Source organism: uncultured Parasphingorhabdus sp., assembly GCF_963975735.1.
Classification (GTDB): domain Bacteria; phylum Pseudomonadota; class Alphaproteobacteria; order Sphingomonadales; family Sphingomonadaceae; genus Parasphingorhabdus.
Genome location: NZ_CAXBIA010000002.1, coordinates 12,225 through 31,857, shown reverse-complemented (window position 1 = coordinate 31,857; position 19,633 = coordinate 12,225). Strand labels below are relative to the sequence as shown.

Here is a 19,633-nt window from a genome sequence, read left to right as displayed (position 1 = left end):
GCAGATGCAACCGCATAGGTTCAAGTATCAAGGCATATGCAAACGAAACGAAAAAATGATCTTCTCGAAGCCAGTCTTGATCGGGCGGCTGCAGTTTTGGGTGATGTGACAGAGCCTGTCATGGCAAAATATTATGCCCGACATCCCGAGGCAAAAATTTCGTTTCAGGAACATGGTCTTGGCAACAACGTCAAGCTTGAGGCCGAAATGGTCGAAAGCGTGGTTTACTGTTTGATGAACTGGTATGATAGACCTGAGGAAATCCGGATTATGTTCGGAAGCACAGTCCCGCATCACAAACATGCATTAAATGTTTCAAGCGAATGGTTTGCGGGATTAATCGACGCGGCGATTACGGTCATTTCGGGCACAGTCCCGGAAACAAGCAAGGAAGAACTTGTGATCTGGGCCGAAATACGCACCGGCTTCCAGACGCTTGTCAAGGAAGCGCAAAACGACTGACCTGAGCAGCAGGAGAGCCGTGAGAAACAGGTTACGATTAGCGTTCTGAAATGCTATCAAATTCAAATGAAAGCAGATTCCTTCCCCGAACAAGAGATGCTGGAAAAAGCAGTTAGCTTGCCACTTCTGCCGCGCACACTTGAATGGGCAAAAATCAACAGCGGCACGACCAATCTTGATGGCTTGGGAGCCGTTGCCGGGATGTTGGCGGATGCTTTTTCCGCGTTGCCCGGTGATACCAACCTGATCGATCCCGAACCGGTCGAGGCTGTGCGGCCTGACGGTGCGGTTGATCAGATCCAGCGTGGACAACATCTGGTAACATCGGTACGCTCGGAAGCGCCCGTTCGTATCCTGCTGACCGGCCATATGGATACCGTATTTGCAGCCGACCATCCTTTTCAAAAGATCGTCGAACTGGAAAGCGGTGTTTTGAATGGCCCGGGCCTCGCCGACATGAAAGGCGGCCTGTCGGTCATGCTTGGGGCGTTACAATTGCTCGAGCAAAGCGAATATGCCGGCCGGATCGGCTATGACGTGATGATCAACAGCGACGAGGAAGTCGGTTCCGGATCATCCGCGTCCCTGATCAAGCAACTGGCCAAGGGCAAAACCGCTGCCCTGACCTATGAACCCGCCCTGCCCGACGGCACGCTAGCCGGAGAGCGCGGCGGCAGCGGGAATTTCTCGATCATATTTAGCGGCAAGAGCGCGCATGCCGGCCGTAACCCGGATGAAGGCCGTAACGCGCTGATCGCGGCAGCAGACATGGCTTTGCGGCTCAAAGCATTACATCGCGACGGTCTCAGCGTAAATCCGGCCAAAATAGATGGCGGTGGCCCGAATAATGCTGTTCCAGATCATGCCATCCTGCGCGTCAATTTCCGGCCCAAAACACTGGAAGATCAGGCATTGGCGCAACACGCGCTGGATCAGATAGTTGCGGATATGGCGAAGCTGCACGATCTTGGCGTAGATTGCCACGGCAGCTTTGGCCGTCCACCCAAGCCAATTGATCCGCAGGCAGAGAAGCTTTTTGGCCTTGTGAAGCAATGTGGCACCGAACTTGGCCTCGATATCAACTGGCGCGGTACCGGCGGTGTTTGCGACGGCAATAATATCGCGGCCTGTGGCATTCCGGTGGTGGATACTATGGGGGTTCGCGGTGGAGCCATTCACAGTTCGGATGAATTTTTGATAACGGAAAGTCTGGTTGAACGGACGCAATTATCGGCGCTGACCATCATGCGGATTGCCGAAAAGGGAGGATTATGAGTTTCCGGATACGCGCAGCGCGGGTCGACGACCTGCAGCATCTTTACGAAATGGCGAAACTGACCGGCGGCGGCTTTACCAATCTGCCGGCCGACCGGGACTCGCTGACCCAGAAGCTGGAGCGATCCGAGCGCGCCTATCAGAGCGACAGCAATGCACATGGCGACGATCTGTTTGTCATGGTGCTGGAAAATGTCGAAACCGGAGCGGTGCGGGGCACATCACAATTGTTCACCAAAGTGGGCCAGACATGGCCCTTCTATTCCTATCGCCTGAGCACCCTGTCGCAAACCAGCAAGGAACTGGACCGGACGTTCAGCGCCCAGATGCTGGGCCTGGTAACCGACCTTGAAGGCGCAAGCGAAGTCGGCGGCCTTTTTCTCCACCCCGGCGAACGCGCCGGTGGTCTCGGCATGTTGTTGGCCCGCAGCCGCTACCTGTTCATCAAGGAACATCGCGACCGGTTCGGCGACAAGATTTTTGCCGAACTGCGCGGCATCATCGACGAGGCCGGAGGTTCTCCCTTCTGGGATGGTCTGGCCGGGCGTTTCTTCGGCATGAGTTTTCAGGAAGCGGACTATTTCAATGCCATTCATGGCAACCAGTTCATCGCCGATCTGATGCCCAAACATCCTATCTATACCGCCATGCTCAGCGAATCCGCGCGGGCCGCCATTGGCATCCCCCATCCCAATGGCCGTGCCGCGATGCGGATGCTGGAGAATGAGAATTTCTCCTATGACGGCTATGTCGATATATTTGACGGCGGTCCGACGATGATCGCCAAGACCGATGACGTAACCAGCATACGCAATGCAAAGTCGGCAAAAATCACCGCGCTTGCCGAAGGCAAAACGAAAGTGATCATTTCGCACGGCAATCTGGCCAGCTTTCAGGCGACCTATGCGATGCTCGACGAAAATGATGACGGCGTGACGATTGACGAACAAGCGGCGACCAATATCGGCCTCTCGGTCGGTGACGAAATCCGGTATATTCCGAGATGAGCACGCTGGTTGAAATCAATTTTGACGGCATTATCGGGCCGAGCCACAATTATGCTGGCCTCAGCGTCGGCAATATCGCTTCTTCGACCAATGCCGGAGAAACCGCCTATCCGCGCGAGGCGGCTTTGCAGGGCATAACCAAGATGCGCCACAATCTCGATCTTGGGCTGGCGCAGGGTTTCTTCATGCCGCTGGATCGGCCGAATACCGGCTGGCTGGAGAGCCTGGGTACGACGGTCGATGATGCAGAGGCGCATATCCGTGCGGCATCCTTTTCCGCATCCTCGATGTGGGCCGCCAATGCCGCGACCATTTCTCCCGCACCCAACGCGCCGGATGGCAAATGCCATCTCACCGTCGCCAATCTGCAGACCATGCCACACCGCAGCCATGAATGGCCGGGAACGCTGGCACAGTTGAAACTGGCTTTTGCCAACGGAGAATATTTCTCGGTTCATGCTCCGGTGCCGTCGCCATTTGGTGACGAAGGAGCCGCCAATCATATGCGGCTATGCTCCACCCATGATGCTGCCGGCGTCGAGATATTTGTCTATGGCAAAAGCGGCGGCCCTTTTCCCGCTCGCCAGCATATCGAGGCGAGCAAGGCTGTGGCGCGGATACACGGCCTGAACACGGAGCGCGTGATCTTCGCGCAGCAGGCGGAGATCGCAATTGCTGCGGGCGCGTTCCACAATGATGTCGTGGCAGTGGCCAACGAACGGGTTTTATTCACCCATGAACTGGCCTTCGAACAACCCGAGGCGCTCTATGACGCGATACGGAGCACAATGCCGGACGCTGAGATTATCATCGTTCCCGCCGACAAGGTCAGTCTGGAAGACGCGATTAAATCCTATCTTTTCAATGCCCAATTGGTGACACTTCCCGACGCTGCTGGCATGGCGCTGATACTGCCCACCGAAGCGCGCGAGAATGAGGCCGTCTGGAACTATCTGACCGAGCTCGTGTCAGGCAACGGCCCCATCCGCAGGCTCTGCCCGGTCGACGTCCGGCAATCGATGGCCAATGGCGGTGGTCCGGCGTGTTTGCGCTTGCGTGTCGTGGCATCCCCCGAGACGGTGGACCAGCGCTTCATGGCAACGCCGCAGAAGCTGGATCGGATTGAAAAAGTGGTAGCAGAATATTGGCCGGAAGCTATCCATCCGGATCAGCTGTCCGGTCCGGACCTCACCGCTGCCATTGGCAAGGCAAGACGCCGACTGCTCGAGATTTGCGGATTATCCGAACTGGCTGGCTAGCCGCTGTTCAAATGTCGGATTAACTTACAGTTTACCATATTTCTCCACAAGAAACGTCGCATTTCTGGGATTGGCACAGCGCTTGCTACTAGAAGTGCATGTGGAGAAAAATCAAACGCCTGTTCATTATCAAGACCAAGTTCGAGGCTTTCCTCATCACCTATGCGCTTGCCACCGGTGCAGTCGCGCGCGGTCAGGTCTATCTGGCCCAATATCCCGGATGGGGTGGGAAAATGCTGTTTCTGGCAACGACCGGCGCGGTTTTCATGGCCGGCGCCAAGATGATCGAGGCGATCGAGCTGCACAGAACTTACGGGTCCGAATATTAGATCATCCAGTCGGCCATTGCCGCACCAAATCCGCTGCCCTGCTTCGGACAAAGACGCAGATATCCAGCGACCTCCGCTAATCGACGAGACCGTAGTTTATGCTGTCATATTAGGTAAAGTGGAAGGCTTCTGTTGCCCGGTGCCTTCCAAACCGCTGAATTCCCTTCTGTTGCCCGGTGGGTTCAACCGCGCGTAGCTTTCTAACTTATGACCGTGAGGTCAATGGGTTAGGCAGCGATAGCGAGTGCTTCATTATCATTTGCACTTATAGGTTTTGAGCAATCACGGCATACTCAGGCCGGGCAAAAATAACGTTTTTGAACACCCGTCGATCCTAATTCGGCCCCATCAACAAAGGCGTCCTGCATCGCTGCAAATCGCCTGAAATGGTGGAGCCGCCGGGTACTGCCCCCGGGTCCGTAGTGTCTATTACACGCCATCATTTATCACCATAGTCCGCCGAAACGGACAGTGCCTATATAGGGATATAATTCTGAATGAACAGTGCACAGACAAGAAAAAGGGCCAACCGGTCTCCCGGTTGACCCTCCTCTAGTTCCCCAAAGGGAATTCGTAATTACTGGGCGAGAACGCCTTCTTCAGCATCGGCCTTGTCTTCCAGGGCATCAGCCTTGTCTTCCATAGCTTCCGCTTTGTTTTCGAGCGATTCTTCAGAAGCATCGGTTGCCGCGTTGTCAGCAGCTTCGTCGAGACGGTCTGCTTCCATTTCGGCTTCCTGCGCCTGCATTTCAGTTTCAGTTTCCGCGCCGCTCGTGTCTTCCTGTGCACAGGCGCTCAGCGCCAGAGCAGCAGCAGAAGCGGTCAAAATCATCATTTTACGCATAATAATCCCTCGTCAATTAGAAGGAGCAAAAATGGGCTCCTCGATGACTTCAACCTGCCCAGGAAAGATTGGTTCCCGAACATGCGAAAAAAAATCAAAAAAAAGGGCCAACCAGTTACCCGGTTGACCCTCCTCTAGTTCCCCCAAGGGAATTTCGGATAGTGTAAAGCTTACTCGGTAACGGCTGCGTCTGCAGGTGCAGCTTCAGCGTCGGCAGGAGCAGCTTCAGCGGTTGCTTCTTCAGCAACTGGAGCAACTTCTTCAGCAACCATAGCATCTTCAGCAGGTGCAACTTCTTCGGTTGCAACTTCGTCGGTTACTACAGCATCTTCAGCTGGAGCATTGCAGGCACTCAAAGCGAATACAGCTGCTGATGCAGCCAGAACAGCGAATTTACGCATAATAATTAGTCCCCTATAGTCGTTCAAATCGGCTGAGAATCAATCCAGCCGAGCGAGCCTATAGGATCGAAAAATCCGAATGTATCTCAAAAAATGAGGTCATCATTTATCTTGTTGTAAGATAAAGAATATTATTCATATTTCGCTGTGCTTTTATGGCACGCACCTTGAAAATCCGCAAGATTCAGAAACAAATATCGCCCCTTTTGCGATGCATGTTTTGCGTCACACAAACCACGCGGCAAAAGGGGCGATCTCGGCGATCCTGAATTGTTATTTTTTCAGGGCGTCCCGGATTTCGGTCAGCAGGTCAATTTCACTCGGTCCCGGATCGGCCGCTTCCTCCTCTGCCTTCTTCATAATCTTGTTGGCATAGCGGACGATCATGAAGATGATGAACGCCAGGATGACGAAGTTGATCACCACGGTCAGGAACTGGCCCCAGCCGAGCATCGGCACGCCGGCTTCCTTCAATGCCGCATAGTCGGTCATCGCACCGGCATAATCGGCAGATGGCGAGCCGAGCAGGATGAACATGCCAGAGAAATCGGGTACGCCGAATAGGGCGCTGACAATCGGCATGATGACATCTTCGGTCAACGATGTGGTAATCGTCGCAAAAGCCGCGCCGATAATGACGGCGACCGCCAGATCGAGCACATTGCCCTTCATAATAAAGGCCTTAAACTCGTTTAACATATGACTTACCTTCCAATTTCCAAAGACGTGTAAATGTATGAAAAATCCAAAATAGTCGAGGGAAGTCGTTGCAAAAGTGGCGGTTGATACCTATTTTTACAAAGTGGTGCGGCCTATCGCCGCGTGGATGGAGGGATTTCAAACATGCTGAATAAACTGATCAAAATTCTGGTGGTTCCGGCCGTGGCCTTGTCGCTAAGCGCCTGCGGAATCAACAGCGTGCCGACAGCGGAAGAAAATGCAAAAGCCAAATGGGCCGATGTCGAAAGCACCTATCAACGCCGCGCCGACCTCATTCCGAATCTGGTCGAAACGGTGAAAGGCTTCGCGACCCAGGAACAGGACACGCTGACAGCCGTGGTTGAAGCCCGGGCGAAAGCGACTTCCATTCAGCTCAGCGCCGATGATCTTGGCGATGCCGCGAAAGTCCAGGAATTTGCCGCAGCACAAGGCGCGCTTTCACAAGGACTGGGACGCCTGATGGCAACCGTCGAAGCTTATCCCGATCTCAAATCCAACCAGAATTTCCTAGCGCTGCAAAGCCAGCTCGAAGGCACGGAAAACCGGATCAATGTTGCCCGCCGCGATTATAACGAAGCGGTTCGGGAATATAATACAACCATCCGCACCTTCCCCGATATTATCGGCGCGAAGATCATCCACGGAGCGGAACCCATGGAACCATTTGCAGCCACAAGTGAAGGCGCCGACGAAGCACCTGCAGTCAGCTTTTAAGGGTGATTGCACTTCGGTCCATTCTGCCGCTCAAGGGCGTCTTTGGCTTGGTGGTCGTCTTGCTGGCGATCACCAGCCCGGCTTTTGCCCAAAGCTTTCCTGAACTTACCGGCCGTGTTGTCGATCAGGCCGATCTGCTTGATCCTGCACAGGAAGCTGAACTCACGGCAAAACTGGCTGCACTGGAAACCCAGTCCAATCGCCAGCTCGTTGTCGCCACGGTCAACAGTCTCGAAGGCTACGACATCGCCGACTATGGCTATCAGCTGGGCCGGACGTGGGGTATCGGTCAGGATGGCGAAGGCGAGACCGAAAAGGACAATGGTCTGGTTCTGCTGGTCGCACCCAATGAACGCAAGGTGCGGGTCGAAGTGGGCTATGGCCTCGAAGGCATCATGACCGACGCACTGTCGAGCATGATAATCCAGAATGATATTCTGCCTCAGTTCCGCAACAACAATATGGCGGGCGGCATTATTGCCGGGGTGGACCGGATAGCAAACCAGCTGGTTCTGCCGGAGGAAGAGGCGCGCGCGGTGGCGCAGCAGGCCAGCCAGCAGGCAGATAAAGGCGATGGCGAGAATATCGGCCTGGCGATTTTCTGGATCTTCATTCTCATCTTCTTCGTGATCATTCCGATGTTCTCGAACCGCGGTGGCAAACGCTATCGTCACGGCGCTGGTCCGGTCGTCATCTGGGGCGGTGGTTCCAGCTGGGGCGGCGGCGGCAGTAGTGGCGGCGGTTTCGGTGGCGGCGGCTTTGGCGGAGGCGGCGGCAGCTTCGGCGGCGGCGGCGCGTCGGGGGGCTGGTGATGAGCAAAGTGAACCAGTTTACGCCCGACGATCACAAGATCGTTACGTCCGCCGTTTCGCTGGCCGAAAAAACTACTGATGGCGAAATAGTGACCATCGTGACCGGCGAATCCGATCATTATGGCGATGTTGCCTGGGCTATATCAGGACTGGTCGCGCTTACCGCATTGCTGGTGGTCAGCCTGTTCCCGGAAATCTATTTGAATATTATCGACTGGTTCACCGGCGGCTGGAGCGGAATTTCCGCCCTGCCCTATTGGGCTTTGTTCGCTTTCACCGCGCTGAAATTTCTCGGTACGCGCCTTATCCTGATCTGGAAGCCGTTGCTGTTCATCATGATCCCGGCTCCGATCAAAAAAGCGCGTGTACGCAAACGGGCGATATCCCTGTTCCGTGTTTCGACCGATCACCGGACGGTCGGTAGAACCGGCATATTGCTATATCTTTCAATGCACGAACATCGCGCGGAAATTGTGGCTGACGAAGCCATTGTCGCAAAGGTGGAACCGGCTGTCTGGGGCGATGCGATGGTAGCGATGATCGATCTGGTACGCGCCGGAACGCCTGGCAAAGGCATGGCGGAAGCAGTGCGCCAGATGGGTATCGTTCTGGCTGAACATTTCCCCAAAACCGACCAGAACCCGAATGAACTGCCCGACAGGTTGATCGAACTTTGAGCACCGATAACGGCGCGAAAACCGAGATCATGTGGGAAGGCCGGTTCATCACGGCCAAGCGCGAAGGCAAATGGGAATATGTGTCGCGCAGCCGCGGCATACGCGCCGCCGTGATATTAGCAATTGACGAAGGCCATGTCCTCCTCGTCGAGCAATATCGCGTACCACTGGGAAAATCCTGTATCGAACTTCCTGCCGGACTGGTTGGCGATCATGATGATAATAGAGATGAAGACAGGTCCATAGCGGCGATCCGCGAACTGGAAGAAGAAACCGGCTATCACGCCGAAACTATTCAGGATTGCGGCGAATTTTATTCCTCGCCGGGTATGGTGTCGGAGAGCTTTTCGCTGTTCAAGGCGAGCGGATTGACCAAAGTCAGCGACGGCGGTGGAGTGGACGGAGAGAATATCACCGTCCACCGGGTCGCGCTGACCGCGCTGAATGATTTTATTGAAACAAAACGCCAAGCCGGCCTTGCGATCGACGTCAAACTCTTGCTGTTCTTCCCATTCTCTTAGGGAGAACCGGGCGAGACAATGCGCGGGCTACCGAAAATTATCGGCGTAAGCCTGAATTTTCAGAGTCTTGTGCGGTGTCGGAATCACTACATAATCTATCGCATGTTTGTCGGCATAGGCTTTGGCGGCGTCGCAGCTATCAAAACTCAACTCTACCTGCCGCTGGGTATCGCCCGACCCCGCCCAACCAGTCAAAGGATCAGGTTTGCGCGCTTCTGCCGGTTCAAATTCCAACATCCATTTGTCGGTCAGCGCCCTGCCCGACTGCATCGCGTTTCTGGGGATTTGATAAATTCGTGCGGCCATGTTTCGTTCCTGTCCTGAACCGGCTCAATAAGCGCGGGAAATGGCAAATTCAACTGCTTCGGTCATTGCTTCCCGGGCTTTTCCGGAGGTAAATATGCCAAGTGCATCAATTGCGCGCTGACCATAATGGCGTGCGCGCGACATCGTATCGTCAATCGCGCCGGTCGAGCGCAGCAGACCGGTCGCGCGAGCGAGATCCTCATCGGAAGATTTATGGCCGATGATCGCGTCTTTCCAGAATTTGCGATCTTCTTCGCTGCCCCGCGCATAAGCCAATATGACCGGCAAAGTCACCTTGCCTTCGCGGAAATCATCACCAGCGTCCTTGCCCATGGTTTCGCGATCAGAACTATAGTCGATCGCGTCATCGACGAGCTGGAATGCAATGCCGAGATTGCGACCATAGCTGTCGAGCGCCAGTTCGGCTTCTTCGTCACATTCGGCCACAACCGCAGATATCCGGCTGGCAGCGGCAAATAATGCGGCCGTTTTTGCGCCGATGATATCGAGATAGCGATCTTCGCTGGTATCAATCTTGCGCTGGGCGGTCAGCTGATTGACCTCGCCTTCGGCGATAACCGCCGAGGCGTTGGAAAGAATCTTGAGAACCTTCAGCGAGCCGTCTTCAACCATCAGTTCAAAAGCCCGGCTGAACAGGAAATCGCCGACCAATACGGTGGCAGGATTGCCAAAGATCAGATTTGCGGCAGCTTTACCGCGCCGCAGGTCGGAACCATCGACAACATCATCATGAAGCAGCGTGGCGGTATGGATAAACTCGACCGCTGCCGCCAGTTTGAAATGGCGGTCACCCGGATACCCGATCAGCTTTGCCGCCGCGAGGGTCAGCATGGGCCGCATGCGTTTGCCGCCACCGGCGATCAGATGTCCGGCAAGTTTCGGAATAAGGGGTATTTCGGACTGCATCCGATCTAGAATCACGCTGTTGACCTGATTCATATCGCTGGCGACCAGTGACATGAGGGGTTCAAGCGATGGTGCGGAGTCCCGCCCGAGATGATGGACCGTTGCTGACATGTTGCACCGGATGTGGCAAGTCACTAGGGATAAGGCAAGTGAAATCAGGACCGGTTCGGTTGCGCTCCGCACATGTGGGGCGAAATCTGCAGCTGGTGATAATCAGGCGACGAAACATGGACGAAAAGCTGCAACAATTCCGCGAAAGCATCAACAATATCGACGCGGCGCTGGTGTTCATGCTCGCCGAACGGTTCAAGGTGACCCAGGCGGTCGGCGAATATAAAGCCAAGAATGATTTGCCACCGGCGGATGCAAGTAGAGAGCAGGAACAAATTGCAAGGCTGCGACAGCTGGCCAGCGACGCCAATCTTGATCCCGAATTTTCGGAAAAATTCCTGCGTTTCATCATTGATGAAGTGATTCGCCATCACGAACGGATCCGCAGCGAAACCGACTAAATCTCGACGATCTCGCTCTTCGGCAATCGCAAGCGTACCAGCAGCCCACCGAGATCTTCGCTTTCTTCCAGCGATACCGATCCGTCATAAATTTCCGCAACATCCCGGACAATGGCCAGACCCAGCCCTGTGCCGGGCTTGCCGCTGTCGAGCCGGGCACCGCGATCGAATATGCGCTGGCGGTCCTTCTCGGGAATCCCGCGCCCATCGTCCTCGATCAGCAGTTCGACAAATTTATCGGTGGTTTCGACGGTGATAAACACGCTGCCGCCGCCATATTTGGCAGCATTCTCGACGAGATTGCCGATCATTTCATCAAGATCCTGGCGCTCGACCGATGCGACCGCATCCTTGTCGCCATCAATATCGATCCGGACATGCGGGTAGAGCCGTCCGACCGCGCGTTCGACGGCTTGCAGGCTTTGCCAGACCTTGGCCCGACTGTGGGCATGGCCTCGCCTGCCCACTGCTCGCGCGCGCGCCAGATGATGGTCGACCTGCCGCCGCATCACGCCAGCTTCGCGGATCACTGTATCGGCCAGATCATCGGCTTTGGCCGTCGCGCTGTTCATGATCACAGTCAGCGGGGTTTTCAGCGCGTGGGCCAGATTACCGGCGTGCCGCCGCGCCTCCTCTGCCTGTTTTTCATTATGGTCGAGCAAAGCGTTGAGTTCATCGACCATCGGCGTGACTTCGTTCGGCATCGGTTCTACCACCCGGCGCTGTTGGCCGGTTCGCATCGCCGCAATGGCAATGCGGATCTTGCGCAGCGGCCACAGGCCGTAGAGCGTCTGCAGCGCCGCCATGCCGATCAATCCAAGCGCGAGAATCAGGAAACTGTTGACCAGAATCGAGCGGATATTGGCGATCTGGCTGTCCAGACCATCGCGGCTTTGCGCCACCTGGAACAGCCATTTTGTCTCGGAGTCCGGCAGGATAATCGTGCGTTCGAGCATCCGCAGCGGCTCATCCGGAAATTGCCTGCTGTCGTAGATATGGGTTTCACGGTCGTCATGACTATTGTTAAACTCGAGCGTGCGATCCCAGAGGGAGCGGGAGGGAAAGTCGTCATGGCCATCGCCGCTGATCTGCCAATAAAGACCGCTATTGGGCTCAAGGAAGCGCTGGTCTCCCAGCGGCCGGTTCAGAAAAACTTCGCCATCGGGACCGATTTCGGCCGAAGCGATCATCGCCGTCAGCACATATTCCAGCTGATTGTCGAAATTGCGGGTCACCGCATCGTTCAACACGCGGTCCAGCGCGAAACCGCCACCGAACAGCAGGATGACAATCCATGCCGCAGCGATCCCGATCATCCGGCGCCCGAGGGAACCAGTGGTCTGGGTGCCTAGCCGATTATGGGTTGACGGTGCCTTTTCATCGACCGGAATATCTATCTGGGCTGGTTCATTCAGGCTTCGGGATCCTCTAGACTATAGCCAAGCCCCCGAATCGTCGAAATAACTTCCGCGCCCAGTTTCTTGCGGATACGGGTGACGAAGACTTCAATCGTGTTCGAATCCCGATCAAAATCCTGATCGTAAATATGCTCGATCAGTTCGGTACGGGATACGACCTTGCCTTTGTGGTGCATAAGATAGGACAGAAGCTTATATTCCTGCGCCGTCAGCTTGACAGGACTGCCGTCCAGAGTCACTTTTCCGGACCGCGTGTCTAGCCGTACGGCGCCTGCAGTAAGTTCGGACGAAGCATTGCCCGAGGCGCGGCGGATGAGCGCTCTGAGCCTGGCGATCAGTTCTTCGGTCTGGAACGGCTTCGCCAGATAATCATCGGCACCGGCATCCAGTCCCGCGACCTTGTCCGACCAGCTGTCACGGGCAGTAAGAACCAACACGGGGAAATTGCGTTCTTCCTTGCGCCAGCGATCGAGCACGGTCAGGCCGTCAACCTCGGGCAGACCCAGATCGAGGATCACCGCGTCATAGTCTTCGGTCGAACCCATGAAATGGCCGTCCTCGCCGTCTGTCGACAGATCAATGGCATAGCCATTGGCCTCCAGTGTCGATTTCAGCTGTTGCCCCAGCGTGGGTTCGTCTTCAACGATCAAGACGCGCATGCTTGTCCTCCGAAATAATGCCTGTTTCTGTGGGATAGCCTATATCACCATCCCGAAAACGCACAATGATATTAGAAAATACGGGATTCAGAAAATCTGGGAATAGCCAGTCTTGCTCAGCGCGTCTGACGCAGAATCGCGCCGGTCCGGCCATCGACATCAACGAACACGACGCGCCCGTCACGAATGAACTTCAGCCGGTAGACTTGGGCGCCCGGATCAAACTCCGGCCCGATATATTCGCTACCTGCCATTCTCGGCAAAATCTGGTTCTCGATCGAGCGGATCGACTTCACCTTGCCGGCCATCATTTGTGCGCGTGCCTCGTTCTGCTCGCTGCGGCGTTCCTTGGACGAAGCCACTTGCGGCGCAGCCGCAGCCACGCCGAGCACGAGAAGGGACAAAAAGGTGGTTTTCTTTAACATCGTCACCTTCCTAGGCTCGGCGGTTTTAACATCAGGTGAATGGCGGGTTCAGGCTAGAGCCGGTTCCATTAACGGGTCATTTCAACGGGTCATTTCATATGTTATGTTTAGCGAAACGACCGTTCCCACCTGCCCGGGAGCAATAGGCGGAGCAGATTTCGACGCAGAAGCTTCCATCCGCATCATTGGTGCCTCGGACTGGTGTGACATCCCCTCGCTGATAGACAACACCCTGACACCGGAATATCCTTCGGCGCGTGCGTAGCTCATCGCCCGCGATTTTGCATTGGCAAGCGCCCGCTCCCGAGCGATGTCCTTTAATTTGCTGTCATCGCTGATCGAGAAAGACGGGCCGTTTAAATTGGTGGCACCGCTGCTGACAATCGCATCGAGAATCTTGCCGAGCTTGGAAATATCTTTGACCGTTGCAGAAACTTGGTTGGAAACGACATAACCGACAAAGCGGTTCTCACGGCTTTCCTGGTCATAGTCATAGTCCGCCCGCAGATTGATTCCCGTGGTCTGAATGTCCTTTTCAGCAATGCCGAGAGATTTGAGACGGTCAATCACTGCACGCGCCTGCGCCGAATTGTCGCGCAGGGCCTGCGTTGCGGTTGGCGCTTTGGTTTCAACACCGGTGCTGAACATTGCGGTGTCCGGTGCACTATCAACCTGTTCTGACACGCTGAGTTCTATGACCGGATTTTGAGCGACGATCTCGACATTTGCAGCTTGCGCGACATTCATCGGGGTAAATACCAAGGCCGCTCCCGCCAGCAAGATTGAAAATTTCATATTTATCTCCATTGATTCAATTCGTTCTAGACGAAGCTCTCTGAACGGCAGCTAAATAGTTTTGCCGGATTTTTCCTGTTCGTTCACCCGGCTGTCCATCGCCAATCTTGTGACCGTCAATCTCGACGACCGGCATGACCAGCAATGTCGACGACGTAACAAACGCTTCCGCCGCGCTTTTCGCTTCGTCGATTGAGAAAGCGCGTTCCTCGACCGTTAGTTCCATAGATTTTGCCTGTGCGAGCATTTCAATCCGGGTGACGCCGGGCAGGATACGGCGGTCAAGCTGATGCGAAATCAGGACGCCGTCCTGGTTGATGATATGCGCATTCTGGGAAGTCCCTTCGGTGACCATATCATCCTGCGTCATCCAGACATCATCGACCCCTGCGGCCACCGCCTCCATCTTCATCAGCGATGCATAGAGTAGCTGCGTCGTCTTGATATCGCATCTTTGCCAGCGCAGATCGGGCCGGGTAATGATCCGCATCCCGCGATTGGCCAGAGGGTTTTCCAGCAGCGCCCGTTTCTGGGCAAAGGCGAATATGGTAGGAGCCGTATCCGGCGCCGGCCAGCGATATTCCCGCTCGTCCATCACCCCGCGCGAGACCTGCAAATAGATCAGGCCTTCCTGCAGGTCATTTTCAGCAACCAGATTTCGGGATATTGCTGCCCAATCGGCAAAAGCATTGATCGACAACTCGCCTAGTGATCGTTCCAGCCGGGCGATATGACGCTCGATATCGATCAAGCCGCCGCCAATGACCGAGATCACTTCATAAACCGCATCGGAAAACAGCAGCCCTCGGTCAAATATCGAGATTTTGGCGGATATTTTCGGAACATAATCGCCGTTCAGATAAACTGTTTGCAAACCCCGTACCTGTCACCAAAATTGCCGATTTCGCTGCTAACAATCCGATATAACACGGCAGGTCAATGGCCTTTGTTTAAAAGAGAAGGCTTGAGCGAAAGCCCGCTTGCCCCTAACGCGCGGGAACCATGTCACAACCACCCATTTTCTCGTACGAAAATCTCTCCCTCCATCAGGGCGAAGGATGGCTGTTCCGCGATCTCGACCTGCACGTCGGACCGCGTGACCGGCTGGCGCTGATCGGGCGTAACGGCGCGGGCAAGACAACGTTGCTGCGATTGATCACCGACGAGATTGAAGCGGATAAGGGTAAACGGGTGATCCAGCCGGGCGTCAATATAGTGATGCTCGAGCAGGAACCTGATCTGACGCCCTTCGAGACATTGCGCGACTTTGCCCTGTCCGGGAATATGGGACCGGCTCTGCATGAAGTCGAAGCCATTGCCGATCAGCTAGGGACCGACCTGTCCATCCGCGCAGACAAGGCGAGCGGCGGCGAGAAACGACGCGCTGCAATTTGCCGGGCTTTGGCCTCGGAGCCGGATCTGCTGTTGCTTGACGAACCGACCAACCACCTTGATCTTGGTGCAATCGACTGGCTGGAAGAATGGCTCGGTCGTTACAAGGGCGCGTTTATAACCATCTCTCATGACCGGACGTTTCTGACCCGATTAACCAAGCAGACATTGTGGCTCGATCGCGGTGCTATCCGGCGGCTGGAAGTCGGCTTTGGCGGCTATGATGCCTGGATGGAAAAAATCTATGCGGACGAAACCCGTTCGGCGGAGAAGCTCGACGCGAAGCTGAAACTCGAAGCCCATTGGCTCGAGCGCGGTGTCACGGCGCGCCGCAAGCGCAATCAGGGAAGGCTCGAGAAGCTCTGGGAAATGCGAGCCCAGCGCGCTGCGATGATCGGACCAGCGGGCGCGGCCAAGCTGCAGGCGGAAAGCGACGACAGCCGAACCAAATCGGTTATCACTGCTACCAATATATCCAAATCTTTCGGTGAAGGTGATGCCAAACGCGTGATCATTCGCGACTTCTCCCTACGTATCCAGCGCGGCGACCGGATCGGCATCGTCGGGGCCAATGGCGCGGGAAAGACCACGCTTCTGAAAATGCTGACGGGCGAACTGGAATCGGACACCGGCAGCGTCGCACTAGCCAAGACATTGAACGGTGTCTTCATCGATCAACAACGCAGCTTGCTGACACCGGACAAACGGGTCCGCGACATCCTGGCCGATGGTAGCGACTGGATCGATGTGCGCGGTACCAAGAAGCATGTTCAGGGCTATCTGAAGGACTTTCTTTTCGCGCCCACTCTGATCGACGCGAGAGTCGGAACATTATCGGGCGGTGAACAGTCGCGGCTTCTGCTGGCACGTGAATTTGCCCGCATGTCGAATCTGCTGGTGCTTGACGAACCGACCAACGACCTCGATCTGGAAACGCTCGATCTTTTGCAGGAAGTAATCGCCGATTATGAAGGCACTGTGCTGCTGGTCAGCCATGATCGTGATTTTCTAGATCGCACGGTGACCGTCACCTTGGGACTGGACGGCAGCGGCAAGGTGGATGTCATTGCTGGCGGCTATGCCGAATGGGAAGCCAAGCGCAAACAGGACGATTCGGACCAGAAAACCACGTCCAAACCGGCCCCGTCTTCCGGCAAACCAGCCTCCCGTTCGAGCAGCCCGAGTAAGAAACTGAGCTACAAGGACCAGCGCGATTATGACCAGTTGCCGGACCGGATCGAAGCAATCGACCAGCGGATGACCGAAATTGAACAGGCGCTCGCCGATCCCAAACTCTACGTACAGGATTTCGCGAAGTTCGAGCAATTGACCAAAGAGAATAGCGCGCTGATCGACGAGAAAGATGCCGCCGAAATGCGCTGGCTGGAGCTGGCGGAAGAGGTAGAGCAGCTGGCCAATAGCTGATCAGCCCGGCAACCGGTAGAAATTCGCCAGCCGGTCCAGTGCGATCTTCAACACCAGTTTTCCGGACCGCGCAGGCCAACCGAGATTCTTTTCCGCAACCGGCGTCCCCTCCCCGCCGCAAATAATCCGCCAGGCGATATCTGACAGGTCACTCCCCAAATATTCGATGGCAGTTTCAAAGCGGAGTTTGGCCGCCAGTTGCACTTCGGACTCGTTCAACATCGCGGACGCACCGCGTTTTCCGCCTGTGACTGGCGCTGCATCCCAGCGCATCGTGACGCGCGGTGCCAGATTGGCTCTTTCCCAGTCGGCCCGTAGTTTTTCGCCGGCATCAAATTGCCGGTCGGACAAATGGCCTCTGGCATGAAGCCAGCCCAATGGCGATTCCGCCAGATTGACCGTAACGCTCCGCGCACGTTTCCGATTTGGTTCGCGGCTGTTCCGCTCTTCCCCGTCCTGCGGAAGCGCACGCTCTGCAAGTAAACGGAGGCCTGACTGTGTTTTGGTGGATTTCATTGGTATGACCTCTCCTAATTGGTAATTTTATGCCCTTGCCATTTTACCCATATTGTAGGAAAGAATAAAACCATATAGGTTTGGAGATGGATATGATCAGCCGCATCAGGGACGTTCGCAAGGCCAAGGGATTGACGCTGGACGAAGTAGCGGGACGATGCAAACCCCCGACGACCGCGCAAACCATCGGGCGACTGGAGACCGGCACGCGGACCTTGTCGCTCGGCTGGCTCAACCGGATCGCCGATGCCCTGAGCGTAGACAGCACAGCTCTCCTCTCCTTGCCGGATCAGGAAGAGCTGCCGGTTGCAGCTATCCTGGACCACAAGGGGGCACACGCCCTGGGCAAGACCGAAAATATCTATCAGCCCACGATCGAACCGGCGATGGTCGCGTTGCGGGTCAAGAGCAGCGTCGGTGATTATCGCGCGGGGGACGATGTCTGGCTATCAAGGCGTACCGCAGATCAATTTAGCGGCGCGCTCAATCGAGATGTGCTGGTCCCTCGCCCCGCCGGCCGCTATCTGTTTGGGCGGCTCATCGGACGCCAGGACAACAAGCTGCAAATACTCCCCTTGGGCAGCGGAGCACGACAACAGATTGTCAGCGATCCGGAATGGATCGGGGTCGCGGTCCGGCTGGTAAGGGAGCTTTAGGGCCTCTGTGCTAGGAAGCCTGCCATGACCCGACCGCTCCGCATCCTCACCTTGTCGACATTGTTCCCAAATGCGGCAGCTCCCAATTTCGGGATATTTGTCGAGCGGCAAACCGCAGAACTGGCGGCACGTCCGGCAACCGAGGTAACCGTCATCAATCCGGTCGGGATACCGCCCTGGCCGTTGAGCAAGCTTGGGCAATATCAGGCGCTAAAAGCTTTGCCCGAGCATGAACAATGGCGCGGACTCAATGTTTACCGGCCCCGCTTCAGGTTAATCCCGAAGATCGGTGGCGGCAGTAATCCAAGGCGGATCGCCGAAGCATTACTGCCGTTGGTAAGCAAGCTCCATGAGCAGCATCCGTTCGACGTGATTGATGCCGAGTTTTTCTATCCCGACGGCCCTGCCGCGATGCGGCTGGCGACAGCGCTCGACATCCCCTTCACGATAAAGGCGCGCGGTGCTGACATCCATCATTGGAGCGTTGATCCGAAATGCCGCTTTCAGATATTGCACGCGGCGCAGAAGGCGAGCGCCCTGCTGGCAGTCTCCGAAGCGCTGAAACAGGACATGGCGGCACTGGGTATGGATGGAGCCAAAATATCGGTTCATTATACCGGGCTCGACCAAGACAAGTTCCGGCCCGTCGATCGAGTGGCTGCAAAGCAAGCACTGGGCGTCAGAGGGCCGTTGTTCATCACCACCGGGGCGTTGATCGCGCGCAAGAACCAGGACCTGGTTATCCGGGCCCTGACGCAGCTTCCCGACGCCACGCTGATGCTCGCCGGTCAAGGGGAGCAAGAGCAAGCTTACCGTGCGCTCGCCAAGCAATTGGGCGTTGCCGACCGCGTCCGCTTCCTTGGTAGCGTGCCGCATGATCAACTGCCGCATCTGACGGCGGCGGCCGATATCGCGATTCTCGTATCCAAGTCCGAAGGGCTGGCCAATGCCTGGGTCGAGGCGCTTGCCTGCGGCACGCCGGTGATCATCAGCGAAGCAGGCGGTGCGCGGGAACTGGTGACCAGTGCGTCTGCCGGAAGGGTCGTCGATCAGGCGGAAGAAGCGATTGTCGAGGCCGCCAAGTCGATCCTGGCCGAATCGCCAGCGCAGGAGCTGGTGCGATCATCGGTCAGCAAGTTCAGCTGGAAAAGCAACGGTGACCAGTTGCAGGCAATATTGCGTCGGGCCGCCGGAAAGAGCTAGGCCAGCGGAAGAAACGCGCCGATTATCCAGCGTTCTTCGGCCCGCAACACCCCCCAGGTCCGCGCCGCAGCCCGGCTGTCCATGACTTCCAGTCCCATCCCTGCCGCTTCCACTTCCCGCCGGAAGGCGGCCGGCGGTTGCAGCATTGACGGGCCGCTGCCCAGCAGCAGGAATTCCGGTTTGGGAGTCAGATTCAGACCAGACAATATCTCCGAAAGATTCAGCTGGCCTAGCCCCGAGCCAGCCCAGCCCACGGCCTGTTCGGGTGAAATCAAAAGGCCTTGCTCGAACCTTTGGTCCCCGATTTTGAAACCCTCAACCGTAAAGCCGGTGATGACCGGTCCGGTAAACTCGACGTCTTTGCGCAGCTCTACCAAT

At 56.0% G+C, this 19,633-nt stretch carries 25 protein-coding genes and 1 other RNA gene; 13 read left to right on the top strand and 13 right to left on the bottom strand.

From position 1 onward, the window contains the following. Positions 1-36: 36 nt before the first annotated feature. The 5 genes from AACZ86_RS03740 (at position 37) to AACZ86_RS03720 (ending at position 4,332) form a co-directional block, all read left to right on the top strand. Positions 37-462 carry a hypothetical protein gene (locus tag AACZ86_RS03740; protein ID WP_339689434.1) on the top strand — a complete coding sequence of 142 codons (426 nt, stop codon included), beginning with the start codon at positions 37-39 and terminating at the stop codon, positions 460-462. A 66-nt stretch (positions 463-528) separates the two neighbouring features. After that, positions 529-1,737, top strand: coding sequence for a hydrolase (locus tag AACZ86_RS03735; RefSeq protein WP_339689433.1), 1,209 nt, complete (start codon positions 529-531; stop codon positions 1,735-1,737). After that, a complete protein-coding gene (locus tag AACZ86_RS03730; RefSeq protein WP_339689431.1) occupies positions 1,734-2,744 on the top strand; it encodes an arginine N-succinyltransferase in 1,011 nt (336 codons plus the stop codon). The genes AACZ86_RS03735 and AACZ86_RS03730 overlap by 4 nt, the downstream gene beginning before the upstream one ends. Continuing rightward, positions 2,741-4,003, top strand: coding sequence for an N-succinylarginine dihydrolase (locus AACZ86_RS03725; RefSeq protein WP_339689430.1), 1,263 nt, complete (start codon positions 2,741-2,743; stop codon positions 4,001-4,003). Before AACZ86_RS03730 ends, AACZ86_RS03725 begins: the two co-directional genes overlap by 4 nt. 98 nt (positions 4,004-4,101) lie before the next feature. Then, positions 4,102-4,332: a hypothetical protein gene (locus tag AACZ86_RS03720; RefSeq protein ID WP_339689429.1), complete on the top strand. Its 231-nt coding sequence runs from the start codon at positions 4,102-4,104 to the stop codon at positions 4,330-4,332. Positions 4,333-4,449: 117 nt separating this feature from the next. Here AACZ86_RS03720 and ssrA read toward each other — a convergent pair. The 4 genes from ssrA to mscL form a co-directional block, all read right to left on the bottom strand. Then, positions 4,450-4,840, bottom strand: a transfer-messenger RNA (tmRNA) gene (gene ssrA, locus AACZ86_RS03715). A 69-nt stretch (positions 4,841-4,909) separates the two neighbouring features. Next, entirely contained in the window at positions 4,910-5,176 is a 267-nt protein-coding gene (locus tag AACZ86_RS03710; protein ID WP_339689428.1) for a hypothetical protein, read from the bottom strand. A 170-nt stretch (positions 5,177-5,346) separates the two neighbouring features. Beyond that, on the bottom strand, positions 5,347-5,577 hold the full coding sequence (locus AACZ86_RS03705; RefSeq protein ID WP_339689427.1) for a hypothetical protein: 231 nt from the start codon (positions 5,575-5,577) through the stop codon (positions 5,347-5,349). 273 nt (positions 5,578-5,850) lie between these two features. Further along, positions 5,851-6,276 (bottom strand): large conductance mechanosensitive channel protein MscL, encoded by a 426-nt coding sequence (gene mscL / locus AACZ86_RS03700; RefSeq protein WP_339689426.1) that lies wholly within the window; start codon positions 6,274-6,276, stop codon positions 5,851-5,853. 144 nt (positions 6,277-6,420) lie between these two features. Between mscL and AACZ86_RS03695 the strand changes: the two genes are divergently transcribed. From AACZ86_RS03695 to AACZ86_RS03680, 4 genes are read left to right on the top strand one after another with little or no spacing between them, the layout of a single operon-like run. Beyond that, positions 6,421-7,011 (top strand): LemA family protein, encoded by a 591-nt coding sequence (locus AACZ86_RS03695; protein WP_339689425.1) that lies wholly within the window; start codon positions 6,421-6,423, stop codon positions 7,009-7,011. Between the two features lie 23 nt (positions 7,012-7,034). Beyond that, positions 7,035-7,823: a TPM domain-containing protein gene (locus AACZ86_RS03690; RefSeq protein ID WP_339690232.1), complete on the top strand. Its 789-nt coding sequence runs from the start codon at positions 7,035-7,037 to the stop codon at positions 7,821-7,823. After that, the gene (locus AACZ86_RS03685) at positions 7,823-8,500 is read left to right on the top strand and encodes a hypothetical protein (RefSeq protein ID WP_339689424.1); all 678 of its coding nucleotides are present in this window, start codon (positions 7,823-7,825) and stop codon (positions 8,498-8,500) included. Before AACZ86_RS03690 ends, AACZ86_RS03685 begins: the two co-directional genes overlap by 1 nt. A 29-nt stretch (positions 8,501-8,529) precedes the next feature. Then, positions 8,530-9,021, top strand: a complete 492-nt coding sequence (locus AACZ86_RS03680) for an NUDIX hydrolase (protein WP_339690229.1) — start codon at positions 8,530-8,532, stop codon at positions 9,019-9,021. Between the two features lie 27 nt (positions 9,022-9,048). On the opposite strand, the gene AACZ86_RS03675 is transcribed toward AACZ86_RS03680, so the two are convergent. Then, the gene (locus tag AACZ86_RS03675) at positions 9,049-9,327 is read right to left on the bottom strand and encodes an ETC complex I subunit (RefSeq protein ID WP_339689423.1); all 279 of its coding nucleotides are present in this window, start codon (positions 9,325-9,327) and stop codon (positions 9,049-9,051) included. A 24-nt stretch (positions 9,328-9,351) separates the two neighbouring features. Beyond that, a complete protein-coding gene (locus AACZ86_RS03670) occupies positions 9,352-10,365 on the bottom strand; it encodes a polyprenyl synthetase family protein (RefSeq protein WP_339689422.1) in 1,014 nt (337 codons plus the stop codon). Positions 10,366-10,481: 116 nt separating this feature from the next. On the opposite strand from AACZ86_RS03670, the gene AACZ86_RS03665 reads away from it, so the two are divergent. Beyond that, positions 10,482-10,766: a chorismate mutase gene (locus tag AACZ86_RS03665; RefSeq protein ID WP_339689421.1), complete on the top strand. Its 285-nt coding sequence runs from the start codon at positions 10,482-10,484 to the stop codon at positions 10,764-10,766. Here AACZ86_RS03665 and AACZ86_RS03660 read toward each other — a convergent pair. The 5 genes from AACZ86_RS03660 to AACZ86_RS03640 all read right to left on the bottom strand — a co-directional run bounded on the left by AACZ86_RS03660 (position 10,763) and on the right by AACZ86_RS03640 (position 14,937). Beyond that, a complete protein-coding gene (locus AACZ86_RS03660; RefSeq protein WP_339689420.1) occupies positions 10,763-12,082 on the bottom strand; it encodes a HAMP domain-containing sensor histidine kinase in 1,320 nt (439 codons plus the stop codon). The two genes, AACZ86_RS03665 and AACZ86_RS03660, sit on opposite strands and share 4 nt — an antisense overlap. 95 nt (positions 12,083-12,177) lie before the next feature. Then, entirely contained in the window at positions 12,178-12,843 is a 666-nt protein-coding gene (locus tag AACZ86_RS03655; RefSeq protein WP_339689419.1) for a response regulator transcription factor, read from the bottom strand. 116 nt (positions 12,844-12,959) lie between these two features. Further along, the gene (locus tag AACZ86_RS03650; protein WP_339689418.1) at positions 12,960-13,268 is read right to left on the bottom strand and encodes a PepSY domain-containing protein; all 309 of its coding nucleotides are present in this window, start codon (positions 13,266-13,268) and stop codon (positions 12,960-12,962) included. Positions 13,269-13,349: 81 nt separating this feature from the next. After that, on the bottom strand, positions 13,350-14,063 hold the full coding sequence (locus AACZ86_RS03645; protein ID WP_339689417.1) for an SIMPL domain-containing protein: 714 nt from the start codon (positions 14,061-14,063) through the stop codon (positions 13,350-13,352). A gap of 16 nt (positions 14,064-14,079) precedes the next feature. Continuing rightward, positions 14,080-14,937 carry an aminotransferase class IV gene (locus AACZ86_RS03640; protein WP_339689416.1) on the bottom strand — a complete coding sequence of 286 codons (858 nt, stop codon included), beginning with the start codon at positions 14,935-14,937 and terminating at the stop codon, positions 14,080-14,082. A gap of 128 nt (positions 14,938-15,065) precedes the next feature. On the opposite strand from AACZ86_RS03640, the gene AACZ86_RS03635 reads away from it, so the two are divergent. Further along, on the top strand, positions 15,066-16,880 hold the full coding sequence (locus AACZ86_RS03635) for an ABC-F family ATP-binding cassette domain-containing protein (protein WP_339689414.1): 1,815 nt from the start codon (positions 15,066-15,068) through the stop codon (positions 16,878-16,880). Here AACZ86_RS03635 and AACZ86_RS03630 read toward each other — a convergent pair whose 3' ends face one another. Further along, positions 16,881-17,396, bottom strand: a complete 516-nt coding sequence (locus tag AACZ86_RS03630) for a DUF6456 domain-containing protein (RefSeq protein ID WP_339689412.1) — start codon at positions 17,394-17,396, stop codon at positions 16,881-16,883. 92 nt (positions 17,397-17,488) lie between these two features. Here AACZ86_RS03630 and AACZ86_RS03625 point away from each other — a divergent pair, with 92 nt between their 5' ends. Further along, positions 17,489-18,052, top strand: coding sequence for a helix-turn-helix transcriptional regulator (locus AACZ86_RS03625; protein WP_339689411.1), 564 nt, complete (start codon positions 17,489-17,491; stop codon positions 18,050-18,052). A gap of 24 nt (positions 18,053-18,076) precedes the next feature. Then, entirely contained in the window at positions 18,077-19,255 is a 1,179-nt protein-coding gene (locus AACZ86_RS03620) for a glycosyltransferase (protein WP_339689410.1), read from the top strand. Here the strand turns inward: AACZ86_RS03620 and AACZ86_RS03615 are convergent. Further along, the gene (locus tag AACZ86_RS03615) at positions 19,252-19,632 is read right to left on the bottom strand and encodes an MTH938/NDUFAF3 family protein (protein ID WP_339689409.1); all 381 of its coding nucleotides are present in this window, start codon (positions 19,630-19,632) and stop codon (positions 19,252-19,254) included. The two genes, AACZ86_RS03620 and AACZ86_RS03615, sit on opposite strands and share 4 nt — an antisense overlap. Position 19,633: the final 1 nt, after the last annotated feature.

Bases quoted from the DNA above. Each gene is read 5' to 3' on its own strand.
- AACZ86_RS03730 (WP_339689431.1), top strand. From the start codon at position 1,734: ATGAGTTTCCGGATACGCGCAGCGCGGGTCGACGACCTGCAGCATCTT.
- AACZ86_RS03685 (WP_339689424.1), top strand. From the start codon at position 7,823: ATGAGCAAAGTGAACCAGTTTACGCCCGACGATCACAAGATCGTTACG.
- AACZ86_RS03725 (WP_339689430.1), top strand. From the start codon at position 2,741: ATGAGCACGCTGGTTGAAATCAATTTTGACGGCATTATCGGGCCGAGC.
- AACZ86_RS03655 (WP_339689419.1), bottom strand. From the start codon at position 12,843: ATGCGCGTCTTGATCGTTGAAGACGAACCCACGCTGGGGCAACAGCTG.
- AACZ86_RS03650 (WP_339689418.1), bottom strand. From the start codon at position 13,268: ATGTTAAAGAAAACCACCTTTTTGTCCCTTCTCGTGCTCGGCGTGGCT.
- AACZ86_RS03670 (WP_339689422.1), bottom strand. From the start codon at position 10,365: ATGTCAGCAACGGTCCATCATCTCGGGCGGGACTCCGCACCATCGCTT.
- AACZ86_RS03705 (WP_339689427.1), bottom strand. From the start codon at position 5,577: ATGCGTAAATTCGCTGTTCTGGCTGCATCAGCAGCTGTATTCGCTTTG.
- AACZ86_RS03710 (WP_339689428.1), bottom strand. From the start codon at position 5,176: ATGCGTAAAATGATGATTTTGACCGCTTCTGCTGCTGCTCTGGCGCTG.
- mscL (WP_339689426.1), bottom strand. From the start codon at position 6,276: ATGTTAAACGAGTTTAAGGCCTTTATTATGAAGGGCAATGTGCTCGAT.
- AACZ86_RS03740 (WP_339689434.1), top strand. From the start codon at position 37: ATGCAAACGAAACGAAAAAATGATCTTCTCGAAGCCAGTCTTGATCGG.
- AACZ86_RS03630 (WP_339689412.1), bottom strand. From the start codon at position 17,396: ATGAAATCCACCAAAACACAGTCAGGCCTCCGTTTACTTGCAGAGCGT.
- AACZ86_RS03620 (WP_339689410.1), top strand. From the start codon at position 18,077: ATGACCCGACCGCTCCGCATCCTCACCTTGTCGACATTGTTCCCAAAT.
- AACZ86_RS03735 (WP_339689433.1), top strand. From the start codon at position 529: ATGAAAGCAGATTCCTTCCCCGAACAAGAGATGCTGGAAAAAGCAGTT.
- AACZ86_RS03635 (WP_339689414.1), top strand. From the start codon at position 15,066: ATGTCACAACCACCCATTTTCTCGTACGAAAATCTCTCCCTCCATCAG.
- AACZ86_RS03665 (WP_339689421.1), top strand. From the start codon at position 10,482: ATGGACGAAAAGCTGCAACAATTCCGCGAAAGCATCAACAATATCGAC.
- AACZ86_RS03720 (WP_339689429.1), top strand. From the start codon at position 4,102: ATGTGGAGAAAAATCAAACGCCTGTTCATTATCAAGACCAAGTTCGAG.
- AACZ86_RS03660 (WP_339689420.1), bottom strand. From the start codon at position 12,082: ATGATCGGGATCGCTGCGGCATGGATTGTCATCCTGCTGTTCGGTGGC.
- AACZ86_RS03695 (WP_339689425.1), top strand. From the start codon at position 6,421: ATGCTGAATAAACTGATCAAAATTCTGGTGGTTCCGGCCGTGGCCTTG.
- AACZ86_RS03675 (WP_339689423.1), bottom strand. From the start codon at position 9,327: ATGGCCGCACGAATTTATCAAATCCCCAGAAACGCGATGCAGTCGGGC.
- AACZ86_RS03680 (WP_339690229.1), top strand. From the start codon at position 8,530: ATGTGGGAAGGCCGGTTCATCACGGCCAAGCGCGAAGGCAAATGGGAA.
- AACZ86_RS03645 (WP_339689417.1), bottom strand. From the start codon at position 14,063: ATGAAATTTTCAATCTTGCTGGCGGGAGCGGCCTTGGTATTTACCCCG.
- AACZ86_RS03625 (WP_339689411.1), top strand. From the start codon at position 17,489: ATGATCAGCCGCATCAGGGACGTTCGCAAGGCCAAGGGATTGACGCTG.